Raw genomic sequence first — 18,268 nt, 5'->3', positions numbered from 1 at the left:
TCGATTGATCAATAGTATTGACGGCAATGCGGTGCACCGTATCGCGGCCGGCCTCCATGACGGCGCGGCGCTCCGGTAGCCGGCCTTTCCCTTTTCCAGGAGTCGACCATGTCAACGGATTCAACACCGCTCGCGCCGCCCGCGCACGGCGCCAGGCTCACGCAGGGGCTGATCCTGCTGTTCGCCTTCAGTTGCGGCGCGATCGTCGCGAACCTGTACTACGCGCAACCGATCACGGAGCTCATCGCGCCGAGCCTGCACATGTCCGGCGACACGGCGAGCCTGATCGTGTCGCTGACGCAGATCGGCTATGCGTTCGGCCTGTTCTTCATCGTGCCGCTCGGCGACCTGCTCGAGAACCGCAAGCTGATGATCGTGACGGCCGTCGTGTCGATCGCGAGCCTCGCGGCGGCGGCGCTCGTGCGCACGCCCGGGCTCTTTCTCGCGGTTTCGCTGCTGATCGGGTTCAGCTCGGTGGCCGTGCAGATTCTCGTGCCGCTCGCCGCGCACCTCGCGCCGGATCATTCGCGCGGCCGCATCGTCGGCACGATCATGAGCGGGCTGCTGCTCGGCATCCTGCTGGCCCGCCCGCTGTCGAGCGTGGTGGCCGACGCGTTCGGCTGGCGCTTCGTGTTCGCGGCCGCGGCCGTGCTGATGACGCTCGTCACGGCCGTGCTCGCGCTGACGATTCCGTCGCGCCAGCCCGATCACCGCGCGACCTATTTCGAGCTGATCGGCTCCCTGCTGCACCTCGTTCGCACGATGCCGGTGCTGCGCCACCGCGCGTTCTACCAGGGCCTGATGTTCGCGTCGTTCAGCCTGTTCTGGACGGCCGTGCCGGTCGAACTGACGCGTCACTACGGGCTTTCGCAATCGGCGATCGGCCTGTTCGCGCTGGTCGGTGCGATCGGCGCGACGTCGGCGCCGGTAGCGGGGCGTCTGGCGGATGCCGGCCATACGGTGCGCGCGACGCTGATCGCGCTCGTGGCCGGCGCGCTGTCGTATGCGGTCGGGTTCGTGCACGGCACCGGCCTGTACGGGCTCGTCGTCACCGGCATCGTGCTCGACTTCGCGGTGCAGATGAACATGGTGCTCGGCCAGCGCGAGATCTACGCACTGCACGCGGCGAGCCGCAACCGGCTGAACGCGCTGTACATGACGAGCATCTTCGTCGGCGGCGCCGTCGGCTCCGCGCTCGCGAGCCCGCTGTACGAGCGTGGCGGCTGGCCGCTCGTCGCCGCGGCGGCCGGCGCGTTCCCGATCGTCGCGCTCGCCCACTACCTGCTCGTCGGGCGGCCGCACGCGCAACGTCACGCCGCGGGTTGAGCCGCCCTCACCCATCGAATCGATCCGTTCGCGGGGCGCGCCGCCGCCCCGCTCCACGTCGAACCACAGGAGTCCATCATGTCTTCCCTGCTCAGTGCCTACGATCTGCGCGGCCTCGCGCTGCCGAACCGCGTCGTGATGGGGCCGATGACGCGCTCGCGCGCGCCGTCGCGCGGCCTGCCCACCGAACTGATGGCCGAGTACTACGCGCAGCGCGCGTCGGCCGGCCTGATCGTGACCGAGGCCACCAACGTCAGCGCGGCCTCCGCGGCGTTCGAGCTGACGCCCGGCCTCGTCGACGATGCACAGGCCGCCGGCTGGAAAATCGTCACCGACGCCGTCCACGCGAACGGCGGGCGCATCTTCGCGCAGCTGTGGCACGGCGGCCGCGTCAGCTCGCTGACGCTGCTCGGCGGCGCCGCGCCGCTGTCGCCGTCCGGCGTGAACGACGACCTCGAACAGTTGCAGGTCTGGGCACAGTTGCAGAACGGCTACTACACGAAGATTCATGCGACGCCGTCGCGCGCGATGACGACCGATGAAGTCGTCGCGACCGTCGACGAGTTCCGGCAGGCGGCCGCGCGCGCGATGGTCGCGGGCTTCGACGGTGTCGAGATCCATGCGGCCAACGGCTACCTGCCGCACCAGTTCCTGTCGTCGACGCTGAACCGCCGCGACGATCGCTACGGCGGCTCGGTCGCGAACCGCGCGCGCTTTCTCGAGGAAATCGTCGACGCGGTCGGCGGCGTGATGCCGTTGAACCGCGTCGGCGTGCGCATCTCGCCGTACGCGAAATACAACAACGTGCGCGACGCCGATCCGGACGCGACGCTCGCCTACGTCGGCCGGATGCTCGACGCGGCGGGCGTCGCCTATCTGCACGCGGCCGATACCAACGGCTGGAGCGGCGAGCCCGATCTGCCGCGCATCGTCGAGCACGCGCGCCGGTCGTTCCGCGGCACGCTGATCGTCAACGGCGGCATTTCACCGGACGCGGCGAACGCGCTGATCGACGCGGGCGACGCCGATCTCGTCGCGTTTGCGCGTGCGTACATCGCGAACCCGGATCTCGTGGAGCGCATCGCGGCCCGCGCACCGCTCGCGGAGCCGAAGACCATCGGCTGGTACGGCGGCGACCGCGCCGGCTACGTTGACTATGCGCGGCACGACGCCGTGCAGTCGCACGCATGATCCGCGCATGCGGCGCGCAGGGCCCGGCATGCCGGACGCGGTGCCGCGACGCGTCCGGCCGCCGCGTGCCGGAGCGGCGCCGTCACGTATCGTTCCACCGCGCGCCCAGCACGCGCCCGCAGAAATTCGGCCGATGAAAATCCGGATCCGCGCGTTCGAGCACGTCGGCGCTCCACGTGCCGAACGTCGATTGCGGCCGATGTTCGACGCCGCGCGCGACCGTCGCGAGGAACGTTTCGCGAAAACCGCTGCCGCGCGGATACGCGGCGAGCAACGCGTCACGCTCGTCGAGCGTGTATGCGTCGAAGTCGGTCGCCATCAGATCGGTCGACACGGCGGCCGCCAGCGCGCGCGCGAGCGGCGACGCGCGGGCGGCCACGCCGGGCGTCGTATGCAGCGCGATCGCCTGCCACACGTCGTCGCGCACGCGCCGCGAGCGCCGATGGCGCAACAGCAGCGCGCATGCGGCATCCGCGCCGTCGAGCTCGTAGCGCTCGGTCGAGCGGCAATACGCGTGGCTCAACCCCATGTTCGCGTACATCGCGGCGACGTACAGCGCGTCGGCGTCGCATGCGTTGCATGCGTCGCCTGCCCGCCGCGCGGCGAGCGACGCGAACACGAACACGCGCGCCGCGTGATCGACCAGCACGGCGGGCAACGACGCGCGGGCCGCGTCGGCCGCATCGAGCGCAACGGGCGTGCGCGGAATGCGAACGCCGGCCACTTCGTCGCCGATGGCCGGTGCGCGCGGGTGCGCAGCATTCATCCTGTCTCCTTCATGCCCCGCGCACGGGGCGGAAAATCGTTCAATGCCCGGGGGCGTCCGGCGCGCGGCGCGTCGCACACCGGCACGCGCCGCTCAAAACGCGACGCAGCAGCGGCCGAACGCTTCGCAGCGCTCGGCGGCCGCACTTGCCGTCGGATAGCGCGGCCGCGCGAAACGGCGGCCGTGACCGCGCGCCCGGCACGCATCGCTGCCGGGCGCCGCGCATGCGTCGCCCGCCGCCGACGCATGCGGACGGGCGAGCGCCGCGCCGCCGACGCCGCCTTCCGCGACCGGCGACCATGCGGGACTGACGGGCGGCGGCGGCGGCGCCAGCGGCGCGAATTCCTGCTCCGCGTGCACGACCTTGCCGTCGACGACCGTCAGCACCGACGACAACGCGGGGATGCGCCGCGCGTCGATCGTGAAGTAGTCGTCGCTCAGCACCGCGAAGTCGGCGTACCGGCCGGGCACCAGCGCGCCCTTGCGGTGCTCGTCGGCGGAGAACCATGCGCTGCCGACCGTATAGCGGCGCAGCGCCTCCATCCGGCCGAGCCGGTTGCGCGCCGGATACAGCGCGGTGCCGCCGACGGAGCGCCCCGACACCATCCAGTACAGCGCGACGAACGGGTTGTAGCTCGCCGCGCCCGTCGCCCCGGAGCCCGCGCCGACCGGCAGCCCGGCCGCGAGCATCGCGCGGATCGGCGGCGCGCGCGTGGCCGCCGCCGCGCCGTGGCGGGCGATGAAGGCTTCGCCCTGGAACGCCATGCGCGGCTGCACGGTGATGCCGCCGCCCAGCGCCGCGACACGCGCGATATTGGCATCCGAGATCGTCTCGCAGCGGTCGAAGCACCAGCGCAGCCCGTCGAACGGCGTGTCGCGATCCACCGCTTCGAACACGTCGAGGAAGCGGCCGATCGATTCGTCGTAGGTCGCATGCAGCCGGAACGGCCAGCGATGGCGCACGAGCAGCCGGACGACGGCCGCCAGGTCCGCGTCGACCGACGCGGCCAGCTCGACGCGCGGTTCGAGAAAATTCCCGAGATCGATCGCCGAGCACAGCAGCCGCTCGCCCGCGCCGCTCACGCGCAGGAACGCGTCGCCGTCGCCGGGCGCCGTCCGCGCGATCCATGTCGCGAAATCGTCGAGCTCGCGGCCGGCGTGCCGCGCGCCCAGCGCATAGGCGATGCGCGTCGTCAGTTCGCCGCGCCGCGCGAGCGTCGCGACCGCCGCATAGTCGTCCGGATACGCGAGGCCGTCGCCGCCGGCGTCGATCGCGCTCGTCACGCCCACGCGGTTCAGCGCGCGCATGAACTGCCGCGTGGAGTTGAGCCGGTCGGCCGCATCGAGCATGGGCGCGCGGGCGAGCGCCGCGAACAGCACGGCCGGATCCCGACGCGCGAGCAGCAGCCCGGTCGGCCGCCCGTGGCGATCGCGCCGCAGTTCGCCGCCGGGCGGATCGGGCGTGTCGCGGCCGTAGCCGAGCGCGCGCAGCGCGGCCGCATTCAGCCACGCGCTGTCGCCCAGATGCTGAATGAATACGGGCGTGTCGGGCGCGATCGCGTTGAGCTCGGCCACCGTCGGGCCGCGCTTTTCCGCGAACTGCAGCGCCGTCCAGCCGCCCGCCACGCGCGCCCATTGCGGCGCGGGCGTGCGTCGCACCTGCCGGCCCAGCAGTTCGAGCGCGTCGGCAAGCGACGGCACGCCGTCCCAGCGCACCTCGAGGTTGAAGTTCATGCCGCCGCGGATCGCCTGCAGGTGCGCATCGATCAGGCCCGGTATCACGGTACGGCCGTTCAGATCGATACGGGTCGTGCCGTCGCGCGCATGGCGCAGCACGTCGCGATCGTCGCCGGTCGCGACGATGGTCCCGTCCTTCACGGCGAGCGCGCGGACGAACGAGCGTCGTTCGTCCTGGGTCGCGATCTTGCCGTTGAAGACGACGAGGTCCGCCGAGCGCGCGGGTTCCGTCGCCCTAAGCACCGTCGGGCCTCCCGTGCGCATCCGCGCGCGACGCGCTGCTCGGCGCCGCTGCCTGAAACGCGGCCGCACCGCGCGCGTCGGCACGCATGCCGCGATCGCGCGGGCGCGCTGCTGCACCGGATTCGCGCATCGCTATGCCGCCTGCTGCGCCGCGTCGGCGGCATCGCGTCGCGCGCGCGTCCGGCACGGCGCGAGCGGCGCCTCCTGACGGACGAAGTTCTGCACGCGCAGCAGGCGGCGCACGTCGTGCGCGCGCGAATCCGGATCGAAGTGCCGCGCGCCCGCGGCAACCAGCGTCGACGCCTGCGCGGTGTGCCCGCGCTCGATCAGGTGATCGGCGAGATCGAGCGAACTGCGCAGCGCCCACATCGCGGCGCCCTGCGCATTCGCGGTCTGGATCGCCATCTGCAGATGACGATGGCCGTCGGCCTCGTACGCCACCGCGAGATCCGCGCCGACGGTGCGCGCCTGTTCGAGCATCGCGACGCCGTTCACCCGCAGCAATTCCGGGACGAACAGGTGCTCGCCGTGCGCGCGGCAGCGCGCGAGCGTCGCATCGAGCCGGGAGCGCGCTTCGTTCGCGCGGCCGGTCCGCACGAGGCCCTCCGCGTACGCAACGGTCAACGGCGCGAGCAGACGCCGGAAACCGCTCGCCTCGACGCGCCGCAGCGCCGGTTCGAGGCGGGCGAGACCGGCGCCGGGATGGCCGGCCTGGATGTCGAACTGTCCGGTCAGGCATTCCGCGTGACTGCGCCAGATGTCGAAGCCGTGCGCGTCGGCGGTCGCGCGCAGCGTCGCGAGATAGTCGGAGGTGATGTCGTGATCGCCGTAGCGCAGCGCGATCGGCGCGGCGGCCGCACCGAGCACGATGCACAGCGTGAGCGCCGACGGGCCGCGGCGCGCGCACTCGACCGCCTGCGCGGCGACGCGCATCGCATGCTCGGGCTCGCCTTGCATCCAGAGCAGACGGATCAGCATCGTGCGCCCCAGCGTCGCCATGTCGACGCCGAGCGCGGCCTGCGCGCACGCCGGTTCGTCCGCGTCGGCGAGTTCGGCCGTCGCCGCTTCCAGCCGCTCGCGCGCCTGCGCATGCTCGCCGAAGTAATGCAGCGACGTCGCGACCATCGTGTTCGCCAGCAACCGCTGCGACCGGTCCCCGCGCCGCTCGGCCGCGCGCTCGAAGCGCGTCGCGTAGCGCAGCGATTCGTGGATGTCCGACAGCGTCAGCATCGTATGCCACAGCCCGACCAGCGCGCGCGCGTCGAACGCATCGTCGCCGATATGCGCGGCGAGACCGAGCGTGCGGTTCCACATAGCGGCGGCGGCCGGCGCATCGCCATCGGTATGCAGCAGCGCCGACGCGCAGGCCGCCCGCAGCCGCATCTCGCGCGCGGCGTCGACCGGGCCCGCGGCGCCCGTGTCGAGCGCGTCGAGTACCTGGCGCGCGCGCGCCGTACACGCGCGCATCCGCGCCGGCTCGAGCAGCGCGCGCGCCAGCCGGTCGGGCTCGGGCACGCCTGCGGCCACGGCGGCCACGGCGGCCTCCGCCGGTTCGTCCGCGGCCGGCGCGGGTGCATCCGCGGGCAGCGCGTCGGCGAGCGTCGCGGGACGCGCGGGCGCATGCTCGCGCTCGTACGCCGCGTGGCGCGCGACGATGCGTTCGAATTCGCCTTCGTTGTGCAGTTTTTCGAGCGCGTACGCGCGCGTCGATTCGGTCAGCCGGTAGCGCGCATACGCGCCATGGAACTCGACGGTCACCAGCGACTTCGCCACCAGCTCGCCGAGCACCGCGATCATGTCCGCGGCCGACGTGCCGGGCTCGGTCGCGACCGCGCGTGCGGCATCGAACGAAAACGGCCCGATGAAGCATCCCATCCGGCGAAACAGCGCGCGCGCGGCCGGATCGAGCAGCACGTAGCTCCAGTCGAACGTCGCCCGCAGCGTCTGATGACGCGGCAGCGCCGAGCGCAGCCCGCCCGTCAGCAGGTTCAGCCGGTCGTCGAGACGCGACGCGACGACCGCGAGCCCGAGCGTCGCCACGCGCGCCGCGGCCAGCTCGATCGCGAGCGGCAGCCCGTCGAGGCGCCGGCAGATGTCCGCGATCACCCGCACGCCGGCTTCGTCGACCGGACAATCCGGCGCGGCCGTGCGCACGCGCTCCAGGAACAGCTCGACGGCCGAACAGCGGACCATTTCCGGGACGGACGCGCCGCCGTCCGGCACCGCGAGCGGGCTCATCCGCAGCACCGCTTCGGCCGAGATGTGCAGCGGCTCGCGGCTCGTCACGAGCACGCGCGGCGAGCCGGCGCGCGACGTCAGCGTTTCGACGAGGCTCGCCACCAGATCGACGATGTGCTCCGCGTTGTCGAGCACGAGCAGGCAGCGCGACGTCGCGAACGCGTCGCCGATGCGCTCGATGGCCGGCACGCCCTGCGTGTCGAGACCGAGCTCGGCGGCCAGCGCGATCAGCATGTCGTCGCGCGTCGACGCGCGCGCCAGCTCGACGAACAGCACGCGCTCGCGCGAGCGGCTGCGCACGCCGTGCGCGACGCGTACGGCAAGACTCGTCTTGCCGATGCCGCCCGCGCCGACGAGCGTGACGACCGGCGTGCGCTCGAGCATGTCGACGATCTGCGCGATTTCGGCGTCGCGCCCGACGAGCGGCGCAAGCAGCGACGACGCGGGAGCGTCGGGCGGCGCCGCGACGGCCGGCGCGTCGGCCGCGGGCACGAGGTCCGGGCCGGGCGACGGGCTCGCGACCAGCAGATAGCCGCGCCCGGGCACCGTCTTGATCAGATCGCGGCTCGCGCCGAGCGCCTTGCGCAGCGTCGCCACATGCACCTGCAGCCGGTTTTCCTCGACGATCAGGCCCGGCCAGACCGCATCCATGATGTCGTCTTTCGACACGACCGAACCGCTCGCGCGGTGCAGGACCTCGAGAATGTCGAGCGCGCGCGCGCCGATGCGCAGCGACGCGCCGTGACGGCGAATGTCCCGCTGCTCGAAATCCACCGACAAAGTTCCGATCTGGACCATGGCCGCCTCCGGGTACCTCGGGATGAGCGCCGGGTGAACGCGGCAGTTCGCCCGGCGGAGAGTCCAAGTCCGGCGTGCTGCCGCGCCGGACGATAAATGTCGAAATACGGGTCGAGTGTAGAGGGGCGTGCCGTGAAAATCTTGAAGGAAAATGCGCTGTCCGCGCATGCCGCGCACGCGCGGCCGGCACGATCGCTTGCGTGTAAAAGTGGGGCGCTATACTCTGCCGGGCCGCTCGCGCAGGCGTCGCGCCGGGGCACGCACTCACCGCGCGCACGCATTGAAAGCAATTTGTCAGGATGAAGAGCGGACGTTTATGCAAATTCATTTTGAACGTTCGCGCGCGCATCTAAACTGGACTCGTCATTTCACGCTCCGAGTCCCTCGCTGGGGAATTCCATGTCAGACTCCGTCATCGCAGCCCCGACGGCATCGCCTCCGCCACGGCCGAAAGACACGCTCGGGTGCGTGTCGAGCCTGCTGGCGAAGGATGTCGAGACGGCATCCGGCGGCCTGAAGCTCCACCGCAAATGCATGCGCGAAGCGCACGTCGAACGGATCGACATGCCCGCGTGCGACCGCGGCTTCCTGGTCGGCGTGTCGCTGAACGGCGGCCACCGCCGCACGCTCTATGGGCGCGCCGGCGCGAGCGAACGCCGGTTCCAGCATCACTCGATCTACATTCGCGACTTCTCGCGCCATTTCCACGCGGACCTGTACGGCAATTTCGACTTCGTGCTAATCGAGCTGCCGCACCCGTATCTGGCGCGCATCGGCCCCGAACACGGCGGCAGCCCGGTCGACGGCCTCACGTGCCGCGTCGATGCGCGCGACCCGGTGCTCGGGCATCTCGCGCACGCGGTGGCCGACAGCCTCGACGCGCCCGGCCCGCTGAACGCGCTGTTCATCGAGCAGGTCGGGCTCGCGATGGGCACGCATCTCGTGCGCCGCTACGGCAACGTGCGCGCGCGCGAACTCGAGCACAAGGGCGCGCTGTCTCCCGCGAAGGTGGCGCTCGCCAAGGAGCTGTTGATGGAAAAGGCGGACCTCGGCGTGTCGATCGAGGAAGTCGCGAACGAATGCGACCTGTCGCGCGGCTATTTCATCCGCGCGTTCTCGCGCACGACCGGCCGCACGCCGCACCAGTGGCTGCTCGAACAGCGCGTGATGCGCGCGCGCGAGCTGATCGAGACGTCCGACATGACGCTGGCCGACATCGCGGTCGCGTGCGGCTTCGCCGACCAGAGCCACCTGAACCGCGTATTCGCGCGGATCGTCGGGCACCCGCCCGGCGCGTGGCGGCGCGCACGGGCACGCTGACCGGCGGCATGGCGCACGCCGGGCCGCACGCCGGGACGTCACCGCACCGGCGTCGCGTCGTAGTTGACCGGCACCCAGTCGTATTGCGCACCGTCCCGACGCAGGTGGCCGAGCCCGGGAAACGCGATATGCGCGGCCCCGACGAGATAGCGCCGCTCGGCGACGCGCTTCAGCGTATCCCGCCGCGTGCGGCGGGCGGCCTCGGCATCGCTGTCGTACTGGACCGTCGCGTCGACGTCGCGCAACTGGATCGCCGCCACGTGCACGATGTCGCCCCACGCGAGCAGGCCCGCGCGGCCGCTCTCGATCAGGTAAGCCGTATGGCCCGGCGTATGGCCGGGCATCGGCACCGCGCGAATGCCGGGCGCGAGCGTCGCGTCGCCGCGAAACGTCTTGAAGCGGCCGGCCGCGACGTACGGCGCGACCGCCGCGGCGGCCGCATCGAAGAACGACGCGAGAAACGCCGGCGCGTGCGCCTTGTTCGCCGGATCGAGCCAGTACGCGGCCTCGACGGCGTTCACCCGCACGACGGCATTCGGAAACGTCATCGCGCCATTCGACGCAATGCCGCCGACATGGTCCTTGTGCAGGTGCGTGAGCAGCACTTCGTCGATTTGCGCGGGCGCGTAGCCGGCCGCGCGCAGGTCGTCGAGCAGCTTGCCGCAGCAGTCGCCGTACAGCGTGCCGGCGCCCGCGTCGACGAGGATCCGCTTCGATCCGGTATCGACGAGGAACGCGTTGATCGACCCTTGCACGGGCGGCTCGAGGAATGCGCGGTCGAGGTCGCGCCGGATCTCGTCCTTCGAGATGTCGCGAAACACCGAATCGACCGGAAACGGATGCGTGCCGTCGGACAGCGTGATCACCGTGAAGTCGCCGATCTTCAGCCGATAGAAGCCGGGCGGCTGCCGGCCCGCGGCGGGCACCGGCGCGTCGGGCTGCACGCCGGACGCCGCATCGGCCCGCACGCCGGCCTGCGCATGCGCCGCGGGCGCCAACAGGCCCGCGCACCCGGCCACGATCAACCAACGGGCCGCCTGCGCGACGCACGCGTGCCGAAACAGGTTCTTCATCGGATCTCCGTGACGAATCGTGCGCGTGGCCCGTCACGAACGGAACGGCCAGCGCAACACGCGATGTCGCGCAGCTTATCGGCCGCCGCGGCGAAAATCCTGAGCGACGCCTGAATTGTCCTGAAGACACGCCGCACGCGATCCGGCCGCCGCGCCGCCCGGCGCTAGAATGCGAACCGCATGCAACGCGACGTTGCCACCCGCCCAAGGACGATCTCATGGACAAATTCTCCGCGCTGCGCGCGTTCGTCGAAGTCGCGGAAGCCGGCGGCTTCTCGAGCGCGGGGCGCCGGCTCGATCTCGCCGCTTCGTCGGTCGTGCGCGCGGTGGACGCGCTGGAGGCGTCGCTCGGCACCGTGCTGCTGAACCGCACGACGCGGCAAGTCACGCTGTCCGACGCGGGCGCCGTCTACTATGCGCGGGCGAAACGCGTGCTCGGCGAGCTCGCCGATGCCGACGCGCTGGTGGCCGACCGCGGCGACGCGCCGTCCGGCCCGCTGCGCGTATCGGTCCCGGTCGCCTACGGGCTGCGCCGCATCGCGCCGCACGTCGCCGCGTTCGTCGCGCGCCATCCGAAGCTCGACCTCGATCTGCAACTGACCGACGAACGCGTCGATCTCGTGTCCGCGCGGATCGACGTCGCGATCCGGCTCGGCGACGCGGCCCCGACCGCGGACGTCGTCGCGCGTCCGCTCGGCACGTTCCGGCGCTACGTGGTCGCGAGCCGCGGCTACCTCGACGCGCACGGCACGCCGGCGACACCCGGCGAACTCGTCGATCACGCGTGCCTGCGCTTTCATTTCGGCGTCGATCAGCAGGCGTGGACGTTCGCCGGCCCGCCACGCACGACGCAGGTCGTCGTCACCGGGCGGCTGAAATCGAATCACAGCGAGGTGCTGCGCGAGGCCGCGCTCGACGGCGCCGGCATCGCGCTGCTGCCCGACTGGCTGGTCGGGGCGGATATCGAAGCCGGCCGCCTGCAGCGGCTGTTCGACCAGTACGACGTGACGCCGGGCTCGGCGCGCGCGGTGATCACGGCCCTGTACCTGCCAAACCAGCGCGGCTCGAAGCGCGTGACCGCGTTCATCGATTTCGTCGAATCGCTCGCCCGCGCGCAGCCCTGATACGCGAGAGCCGGGCGCGGCGCGTCACCAGCCGAACTTCGCTTCCATCCCGACATAGTCGGCATTGCGCGCGCCGAGCGCGCGAATCGACGAGCCGAGCTGGAAGTGCACGGCTTCGAGCGCGAGCGCGACGTTCGCGTTCACGAGCCAGTCGACGCGCGCCTGCGCGTACATCCCCGTCCACGCGCCGCCCTTGCCCGCCGTGCCCGGCACCGCCGACATCCCCTGCCCGTAGATCGCGTCGGCCGTCGTCTGCCGCCACTGGAAGCCGACGGCGGTGAGCACCGTCACCGAGCTTGCCGGCTTGAAGGTCAGCGACGGCTTCACGTGGATCAGGTTGCTGTATCCGGTATACCCGGCGAGCGTGAAGTAATAGCCGTTCGGAAACATCGGGTTGAACGTGCCGACGCGCCGGTCGCCCGGATGCGCGTCGCCCGATGCGCCGTCGACCTGGATGCCGACGCGCGGCGTGCCGGCCGTCTTCGCGAACGTGTAGCCGCCCAGCGCGCCGAACGCCCACGCGCCGATCGTGTCCTGCCCGACATGGCCCGTCTGCAGCATCGCCTCGACGTCCCAGTCGAACCCGTCGGTCTTGCCCGCGTAGCGCATGTCGAACACGTCGCGCCGCTCGGTGCCGGATGCATCCGGATAGCGCGCGTTGTCGCGCGTGTAGCGCGACCAGTACGCGGACAGATCGCCGGGCCCCGTGCCCGTGCGCTCGACGCGCACGCCGTCGAATCGCAGGTGCCGGTTCGACACGTCGTCGAACGCGGCCGCGTTGCGATACTGCACCGGACGCGTCACATAGCCGATCACGCGCCATTTGCCGATCTCGTAATCGGTCCACAGTCCGTCGTACGCCTGGCGCACGTTCGGGCCGTCGCGCACCGACACGAAGCGCTGCAAGTCGAACGCCATCTCCTGCCGGCCGATCCGCGTCTTGAACGTGCCGGGCCCGAGTTGATCGACGTACGCGACGAACGCCTGCTCGAGGTCGAGCTGGTCCTTGTCGACCGGGCCGACCGTATCCTTGCCGAACGGCCGCGCATCGACGAACTGCACGAACGCCTGCAGGTGCCCGCGATAGCGCAGGTCCGCATGCACGTTCGCGCGCTGGATCACGTAGTTGTCGTCGTGCGCGGCGCCGAGGCCGAACAGCGGCGCGTTGTTCAGCTCGAATCGCTCGCGCAGGTTCGCGCCGAGCGACAGATAGGTCGACGGGTCGTCGCCGAGCGGCACGTATTTCAGCGCGTCGAACGGCTTGCGCGGCACGCACGGATTCGCGAGCGCCGACCAGTCTTCCTGCCAGCGGTTGAACAGCACCGTCGGGCGTTTCGCGGTGCACGACGCGGCGGCGGCAGCCGGCGACGCGGCCGCGCCGGCCGACGCCGCATCGGCCTCGGCGCCGACGGCGGTACCCGCGTGCGACGCGGCACCGCCCGCCAGCACGACGCACGACAGCGCGCCGCGCCACGATCGCTTCATCGGCCGGTGCACCGTCATTTCGATCGCGCGTGGATCTCGGCGACGTAGCCGCCCGGGAACTGCACGAGCGCCGCGTCGCGCCCGTCCGACTTGAACGGCGGCACGAGCACCGTCACGCCCGCGGCTTCGGCCTGCTTCAGCGTCGCCGCGAGATCGGCCACTTCGTAGCCCGTCATCTCACGGCCGAACGGGTACGGCAGATGGCCGTCGGTCGCGAGCACGGTCATCTTGCCGAAGCCCGATTCGATGCGAATGCGGCGATACGTGTCGTTCGGCCGCCCGATCTCGATGCCCGGCGCATGGCGCACGTCCGACACGATCTTGCCGTGCGAGAACGCCGCGAAGTCGCGCGCGAGCTTGCCCGCGCTTTCCGGCGACACGTACACGCGATTCTCCGGCACCGTCTGCAGCGGGTCGTAGTTCGGCGCCTGCGTATGCCAGTACAGCTGCATGTTCACGCCGCCCGGCCAGCGGACGATCGCGTCGCGGCCGATCGGGTCGGGGAACGTCGCCACGACGATGTCCGCGCCATGCGCGCGCGCCGACTTCACCGCGACGTCCATGTCGGTGACGAGATAGCCGGTGCGCTCCTCGCAGAACGGATACGGAATCGGTGTCTTGAAACCGAACACCGAGATCGTGCCGACCGGCGTCAGCACGAGCTGCGACATCGTCTGGCTTGGCGTCGGCGTGACCTGGAACACGCCCTGCTTCGACTTCTTGCCGCCGAACGTCGCGACGAAGCTGTCGGTGAAGCGGTCGAAGTCCTCAGGCGCGACGCACACGTGGGTCGTGTCGTACTGCGGGCCGACCGCAACGGCGGGGAACCGCGCCGCGGCGGCCGGCGACGCGATGTCGTCGAGATGGGTTTCGTCGGCGAGCGCCGGCGCGCCGGCCAGCAGCGCGGCGAGCACGGCCGACGACGCGGCGGTCATGCGCAGCATGGTGCGCAGGTTCAATGAACTCATCGGTTTTCTCCTTGATGGTGATGCGCGCGGCCAGCGCCGCGCGCGGATTCGGATTCAGCGGGATACGGGCCACGCGTCCGGGCGGCCGGACGACCGGCGAGAAACACGAGCGGCGCGCGCGGCTTCCCGCCCGGCGGGAGACGGCGCAGACTCGTCGTTTCAGCGCGGTCGCCGCAACGTCACCGAATGGCGGGAACGCTGCCGGTCTGGCGTCGTATATCGTCGAGCACGATGACGCGCTGCTGGATTTCCCATGGCCGCGACGGCAGCGCGCGGACCTGCGCCGCGGTGTCGCAAGTGGCACGCATCGCCCTGTCAGACCGCCCAGCACGAACAGCCGAACGCGCCCCAGAAACCCTTCGCGTCAGACGTCGGCAACGCGTTCGCCCATGCGCTCGCGTGCGCATGCTGGTGAACGTTGCATTCGTTCGCGCAGCCGCACATCGCGGCGGCCGCCGCGCGCTGCAACGGCGCGCCGGCGCGCTGCGTCGCGCCCCAGCCGCCATAGCCGCCGAACTCGCGCACCGGCGACCAGTCCGGCATCGCCGGCGGAATCGGCGCGTCGTGCGACGCGAACGGCCCCGCGCCCCACACGATCTTCCCGTCGACCACCGTCAGCAACGCGGTCGTGCCGGCGATATCGTCTTCCGCGCACGCGAAGAAATCGCGATCGGGGACCACGAGGTCGGCAAGCTGCCCCACCGCGATGCGCCCTTTCTTGCCTTCCTCGTTCGAGAACCACGTCACGTACTCGGTCCACATCCGCAGCGCGGTTTCGCGATCGAGCAGGCTGCGCTGCGGATACAGGCGCATGCCGCCGACCGTCTTGCCCGTCACGAGCCACGCGAGCGACACCCACGGGTTGTACGACGCGACGCGCGTGGCGTCCGTGCCGGCCGATACCTTGAGCCCCTTGCCGAGCATCTTCGCGACAGGCGGCGTCGCCTCGGCGGCCTGAGCGCCGTAACGCTCGACGAAGTATTCGCCCTGGTACGCCATCCGGTGCTGCACCGCGATGCCGCCGCCGAGCGCGGCGATCCGGTCCATCGATTTCTCGGAGATGGTTTCCGCATGATCGAAGAACCAGTTCAGACCGTCGAGCGGGATGTCTTCGTTGACCTTCTCGAACACGTCCAGCGCGCGGCTGATCGTTTCGTCATAGGTCGCGTGCATGCGCCACGGCCAGCGGTTTTCCGCGAGCACGCGCACGACGCCTTCGAGGTCGTCCTCCATCTGCGCGGGCAAATCCGGCCGCGCGACGCGGAAATCCTCGAAGTCTGCCGCCGAGAACGCCAGCATCTCGCCCGCGCCGTTATTGCGGAAGTAGTCGGTGCCGTCGTGGTACTTGACGCTCTTCGTCCAGTTCACGAAGTCTTCCTTCTCCGCGTTCGGCTTCTGCGTGAACAGGTTGTACGCGATCCGGATCGTCATCTCGCCCGCGTCGTGCAGCTTGCGGATCACTTCGTAATCGTCGGGATAATTCTGCGAGCCGCCGCCCGCGTCGATCACGCCCGTCACGCCGAGCCGGTTCAGCTCGCGCATGAAATGGCGCGTCGAGTTGTACTGATACTCGAACGGCAGCTTCGGCCCCTTCGCGAGCGTCGCGTAGAGGATCGTCGCATTCGGGTTCGCGAGCAGCAGGCCGGTCGGATTGCCCGCGGCATCGCGCAGGATCGTGCCGCCCGGCGGCTCCGGCGTGTCCTTCGTATAGCCGACCACGCGCAGCGCGGCCGCGTTCAGCAACGCGCGGTCGTACAGGCGCAGGATGAACACGGGCGTATCGGGCGCGACCGCATTGAGCTCATCGATCGTCGGCAGCCGTTTCTCGACGAACTGGTGCTCGGTGAAGCCGCCGACCACACGCACCCATTGCGGCGCGGGCGTCACGGCGACCTGGCGCTTGAGCATCTCCATCGCGACCGCGAGCGACGGCACGCCGTCCCAGCGCAGCTCCATGTTGTAGTTCAGGCCGCCACGAATCACGTGGCAGTGGTTGTCGATCAGGCCCGGCAGCACGCCGCGGCCGCCGAGATCGACCACTTTCGTCGCGCGGCCCGCGAGCGGCATGACGTCCGCGTCGCTGCCGACGGCGACGAAGCGGCCGGCGGCAATCGCGACGGCCGTCGCGACGGGGTTCGCGCGGTCGAGCGTCGTGAATCGTCCGTTATGCAGGATCAGATCCGGTTGGGTCACGGTTGCGGTCATGTGCATCACCTCTTGTTGATCAGAAGCCAAACAGCTGTTTCACGGTGGGTAACGCTTGCACGCCGATCAGCATGCCGAGCAACCCGACCAGCGCAATCAGCGGCGGTGCGGGAGAGCGAACCTTGATGGCGCTGTAAATCACACCGATCAGCAGGCCCGCACCAAGGGAAACCAGATAAGGTTTCATGCGATCAATCTCCCGGACAATTTCAAATGCAGGCGCGGTGTGCCGAACGGCATGCCGCGGGCGGCATTCGTGTTTCGGTCACGTCCGCCGCCCGCGGCAATGGAGCCGATGCGGCGCGTTCGCATCGAACCCGTCGCACCGGCATCCGCGGTTGCAGGCCGTCCGCGCTTACTTCGCCGGAACGGGCGCAATCGACTCGTGCGGCGTCGCGGTACGCTGCGGCGCCTTGTGGAGCATCGTGTACGCGTAGTCCACGCCCATCCCGTATGCGCCCGAATGCTCCTTCGCGATCGCCATCACCGCGTCGTACGTCTCGCGGTGCGCCCAGTCGCGCTGCCATTCGAGCAGCACCTGCTGCCACGTGACGGGCACCACGCCGGCCTGCACCATGCGCTGCATCGCGATATCGTGCGCGGCCTGCGTCGTGCCGCCCGAAGCGTCGGCCACCATGTAGATCTCGTAGTCGCCCTCGAGCATCGCGCACAGCGCGAACGTCGTATTGCAGACTTCGGTCCACAGGCCCGACACGACCACCTTCTTGCGGCCGTTCGCGGCGAGCGCGTCGCGCACCTTCTGGTCGTCCCACGAGTTCATCGACGTGCGTTCGAGCGTCTTCTGGTTCGGGAACACGTCGAGCAGCTCGGGATAGGTGTGGCCGGAGAAGCTCTCGCTTTCGACCGTCGTGATCGTGGTGGGAATGTTGAAGACCTTCGCGGCCTTCGCGAGCCCGACGACGTTGTTCTTCAGCGTCTGCCGATCGATCGACTGCACGCCGAAGGCCATCTGCGGCTGCTGGTCGATGAAGATCAGCTGGCTGTTGTGCGGGGTAAGTACTTCAAGCTTGGGATTGCTCATGGTGATGATGTCCTTTGACGCGGAGAAAAATGAGACTCGCCTGGCCGACGAATCCGCGAGGCGTCCAATGCGCGGTGTCGGAAGCGTCGGCAGCCGGCCTGCGTCATTCAATACGCGAACGTGCGGCCGCACCAGTTAATTGTTCTGATTCTCGCCACGCTCGACATTCAGACTGAAAAGTTCTGAATTTCATTGAATGCGCCAACGACGAGCGCGCCGACCTGATAGGCTGGCCCAAGACTTTCGGATCGACGCCAGACCGGTAGGTATCCGTATTTTTAACGGCTGTCATTTCATTCCAGAACGATGAAACCGTACACTGCTTCGCTTTTCGCCGGCATCCTCGCCGGCGTCGTCTACGCGCTGATCGGCGTGCAATCGCCGGCGCCGCCCGCCGTCGCCCTCGCCGGCCTGCTTGGCATTCTGGCCGGCGAACAGATTCTTCCCGTGGTGCGACGGATGCTCGACGGCATTCGACCGGGAACCGCGTGGCGCGACGCGAAGTGCAGTCAGCACATGTTCGGCCCGTTACCTGGCGCTCACACCTCCGACGCTTCCGTGAAGCACCGCGAATCGACACCGACGTGACAGGCACACGTCGAGCGAAGCTCACGCGCATGGGCCGCGTCGTCGTCGACGAAGGCCGTCATCTTCTCGATGCTGCCGAACAGCTTGAACGGAAGGCGCAGCGCGCGAAGTCGCGCGTTGTGCGTGATTTGCGCATCCGTCACCCCGAGTGTCGGTTTCCGGGA

General features: G+C 70.0%; 14 protein-coding genes and 1 pseudogene. 6 read left to right on the top strand and 9 right to left on the bottom strand.

What is annotated here, in order from left to right; genetic code table 11:
- Positions 1–108 precede the first annotated feature (108 nt).
- Both WS64_RS19450 and WS64_RS19445 read left to right on the top strand, forming a co-directional pair.
- Positions 109–1,326 (top strand): MFS transporter, encoded by a 1,218-nt coding sequence (locus tag WS64_RS19450; RefSeq protein WP_059640766.1) that lies wholly within the window; start codon positions 109–111, stop codon positions 1,324–1,326.
- A gap of 78 nt (positions 1,327–1,404) precedes the next feature.
- Positions 1,405–2,517 (top strand): alkene reductase, encoded by a 1,113-nt coding sequence (locus WS64_RS19445; protein WP_060967348.1) that lies wholly within the window; start codon positions 1,405–1,407, stop codon positions 2,515–2,517.
- 82 nt (positions 2,518–2,599) lie between these two features.
- Here the strand turns inward: WS64_RS19445 and WS64_RS19440 are convergent, their stop codons facing one another.
- From WS64_RS19440 to WS64_RS19430, 3 genes are all read right to left on the bottom strand, one after another.
- Positions 2,600–3,283 (bottom strand): HD domain-containing protein, encoded by a 684-nt coding sequence (locus WS64_RS19440; RefSeq protein ID WP_059574825.1) that lies wholly within the window; start codon positions 3,281–3,283, stop codon positions 2,600–2,602.
- Positions 3,284–3,376: 93 nt separating this feature from the next.
- Positions 3,377–5,263, bottom strand: a complete 1,887-nt coding sequence (locus WS64_RS19435) for an amidohydrolase (RefSeq protein WP_060967502.1) — start codon at positions 5,261–5,263, stop codon at positions 3,377–3,379.
- Between the two features lie 132 nt (positions 5,264–5,395).
- Complete coding sequence (locus tag WS64_RS19430; RefSeq protein ID WP_060967347.1) at positions 5,396–8,299, bottom strand: ATP-binding protein; 2,904 nt, start codon at positions 8,297–8,299, stop codon at positions 5,396–5,398.
- A gap of 399 nt (positions 8,300–8,698) precedes the next feature.
- On the opposite strand from WS64_RS19430, the gene WS64_RS19425 reads away from it, so the two are divergent.
- Positions 8,699–9,619, top strand: coding sequence for a helix-turn-helix domain-containing protein (locus WS64_RS19425; RefSeq protein WP_060967346.1), 921 nt, complete (start codon positions 8,699–8,701; stop codon positions 9,617–9,619).
- 38 nt (positions 9,620–9,657) lie between these two features.
- On the opposite strand, the gene WS64_RS19420 is transcribed toward WS64_RS19425, so the two are convergent.
- Positions 9,658–10,692: an MBL fold metallo-hydrolase gene (locus tag WS64_RS19420; protein WP_060967345.1), complete on the bottom strand. Its 1,035-nt coding sequence runs from the start codon at positions 10,690–10,692 to the stop codon at positions 9,658–9,660.
- Positions 10,693–10,910: 218 nt separating this feature from the next.
- Between WS64_RS19420 and WS64_RS19415 the strand changes: the two genes are divergently transcribed.
- A complete protein-coding gene (locus tag WS64_RS19415; RefSeq protein ID WP_060967344.1) occupies positions 10,911–11,816 on the top strand; it encodes a LysR family transcriptional regulator in 906 nt (301 codons plus the stop codon).
- A 24-nt stretch (positions 11,817–11,840) separates the two neighbouring features.
- Here the strand turns inward: WS64_RS19415 and WS64_RS19410 are convergent, their stop codons facing one another.
- From WS64_RS19410 to WS64_RS19390, 5 genes are all read right to left on the bottom strand, one after another.
- The gene (locus WS64_RS19410) at positions 11,841–13,301 is read right to left on the bottom strand and encodes an alginate export family protein (RefSeq protein WP_060967501.1); all 1,461 of its coding nucleotides are present in this window, start codon (positions 13,299–13,301) and stop codon (positions 11,841–11,843) included.
- A gap of 14 nt (positions 13,302–13,315) precedes the next feature.
- Positions 13,316–14,269 carry a VOC family protein gene (locus WS64_RS19405; RefSeq protein WP_060967343.1) on the bottom strand — a complete coding sequence of 318 codons (954 nt, stop codon included), beginning with the start codon at positions 14,267–14,269 and terminating at the stop codon, positions 13,316–13,318.
- 315 nt (positions 14,270–14,584) lie between these two features.
- A complete protein-coding gene (locus WS64_RS19400; protein ID WP_060967342.1) occupies positions 14,585–16,474 on the bottom strand; it encodes an amidohydrolase in 1,890 nt (629 codons plus the stop codon).
- 19 nt (positions 16,475–16,493) lie between these two features.
- Positions 16,494–16,661 (bottom strand): DUF1427 family protein, encoded by a 168-nt coding sequence (locus WS64_RS19395; protein ID WP_059579100.1) that lies wholly within the window; start codon positions 16,659–16,661, stop codon positions 16,494–16,496.
- Positions 16,662–16,829: 168 nt separating this feature from the next.
- Complete coding sequence (locus WS64_RS19390) at positions 16,830–17,516, bottom strand: hydrolase (protein WP_059579098.1); 687 nt, start codon at positions 17,514–17,516, stop codon at positions 16,830–16,832.
- A gap of 306 nt (positions 17,517–17,822) precedes the next feature.
- Between WS64_RS19390 and WS64_RS33140 the strand changes: the two genes are divergently transcribed.
- Together WS64_RS33140 and WS64_RS34410 are read left to right on the top strand one after the other, a co-directional pair.
- Positions 17,823–18,104: a XapX domain-containing protein gene (locus tag WS64_RS33140; RefSeq protein ID WP_081066619.1), complete on the top strand. Its 282-nt coding sequence runs from the start codon at positions 17,823–17,825 to the stop codon at positions 18,102–18,104.
- 8 nt (positions 18,105–18,112) lie between these two features.
- A pseudogene (locus WS64_RS34410) lies at positions 18,113–18,241 on the top strand (LysR family transcriptional regulator); the annotation flags it as partial.
- Between the last annotated feature and the right edge of the window lie 27 nt (positions 18,242–18,268).

Source organism: Burkholderia anthina, from assembly GCF_001547525.1.
Classification (GTDB): domain Bacteria; phylum Pseudomonadota; class Gammaproteobacteria; order Burkholderiales; family Burkholderiaceae; genus Burkholderia; species Burkholderia semiarida.
Note: the sequence above shows the minus strand (reverse complement) of the source record. Positions and strands in the feature narration are given on the sequence as shown.

Excerpts from the sequence above, each read along its gene's own strand:
- WS64_RS19450 (WP_059640766.1), top strand. The coding sequence starts at position 109 with ATGTCAACGGATTCAACACCGCTCGCGCCGCCCGCGCACGGCGCCAGG.
- WS64_RS19445 (WP_060967348.1), top strand. The coding sequence starts at position 1,405 with ATGTCTTCCCTGCTCAGTGCCTACGATCTGCGCGGCCTCGCGCTGCCG.
- WS64_RS19440 (WP_059574825.1), bottom strand. The coding sequence starts at position 3,283 with ATGAATGCTGCGCACCCGCGCGCACCGGCCATCGGCGACGAAGTGGCC.
- WS64_RS19430 (WP_060967347.1), bottom strand. The coding sequence starts at position 8,299 with ATGGTCCAGATCGGAACTTTGTCGGTGGATTTCGAGCAGCGGGACATT.
- WS64_RS19425 (WP_060967346.1), top strand. The coding sequence starts at position 8,699 with ATGTCAGACTCCGTCATCGCAGCCCCGACGGCATCGCCTCCGCCACGG.
- WS64_RS19420 (WP_060967345.1), bottom strand. The coding sequence starts at position 10,692 with ATGAAGAACCTGTTTCGGCACGCGTGCGTCGCGCAGGCGGCCCGTTGG.
- WS64_RS19415 (WP_060967344.1), top strand. The coding sequence starts at position 10,911 with ATGGACAAATTCTCCGCGCTGCGCGCGTTCGTCGAAGTCGCGGAAGCC.
- WS64_RS19410 (WP_060967501.1), bottom strand. The coding sequence starts at position 13,301 with ATGAAGCGATCGTGGCGCGGCGCGCTGTCGTGCGTCGTGCTGGCGGGC.
- WS64_RS19405 (WP_060967343.1), bottom strand. The coding sequence starts at position 14,269 with ATGAGTTCATTGAACCTGCGCACCATGCTGCGCATGACCGCCGCGTCG.
- WS64_RS19400 (WP_060967342.1), bottom strand. The coding sequence starts at position 16,474 with ATGACCGCAACCGTGACCCAACCGGATCTGATCCTGCATAACGGACGA.
- WS64_RS19395 (WP_059579100.1), bottom strand. The coding sequence starts at position 16,661 with ATGAAACCTTATCTGGTTTCCCTTGGTGCGGGCCTGCTGATCGGTGTG.
- WS64_RS19390 (WP_059579098.1), bottom strand. The coding sequence starts at position 17,516 with ATGAGCAATCCCAAGCTTGAAGTACTTACCCCGCACAACAGCCAGCTG.
- WS64_RS33140 (WP_081066619.1), top strand. The coding sequence starts at position 17,823 with ATGAAACCGTACACTGCTTCGCTTTTCGCCGGCATCCTCGCCGGCGTC.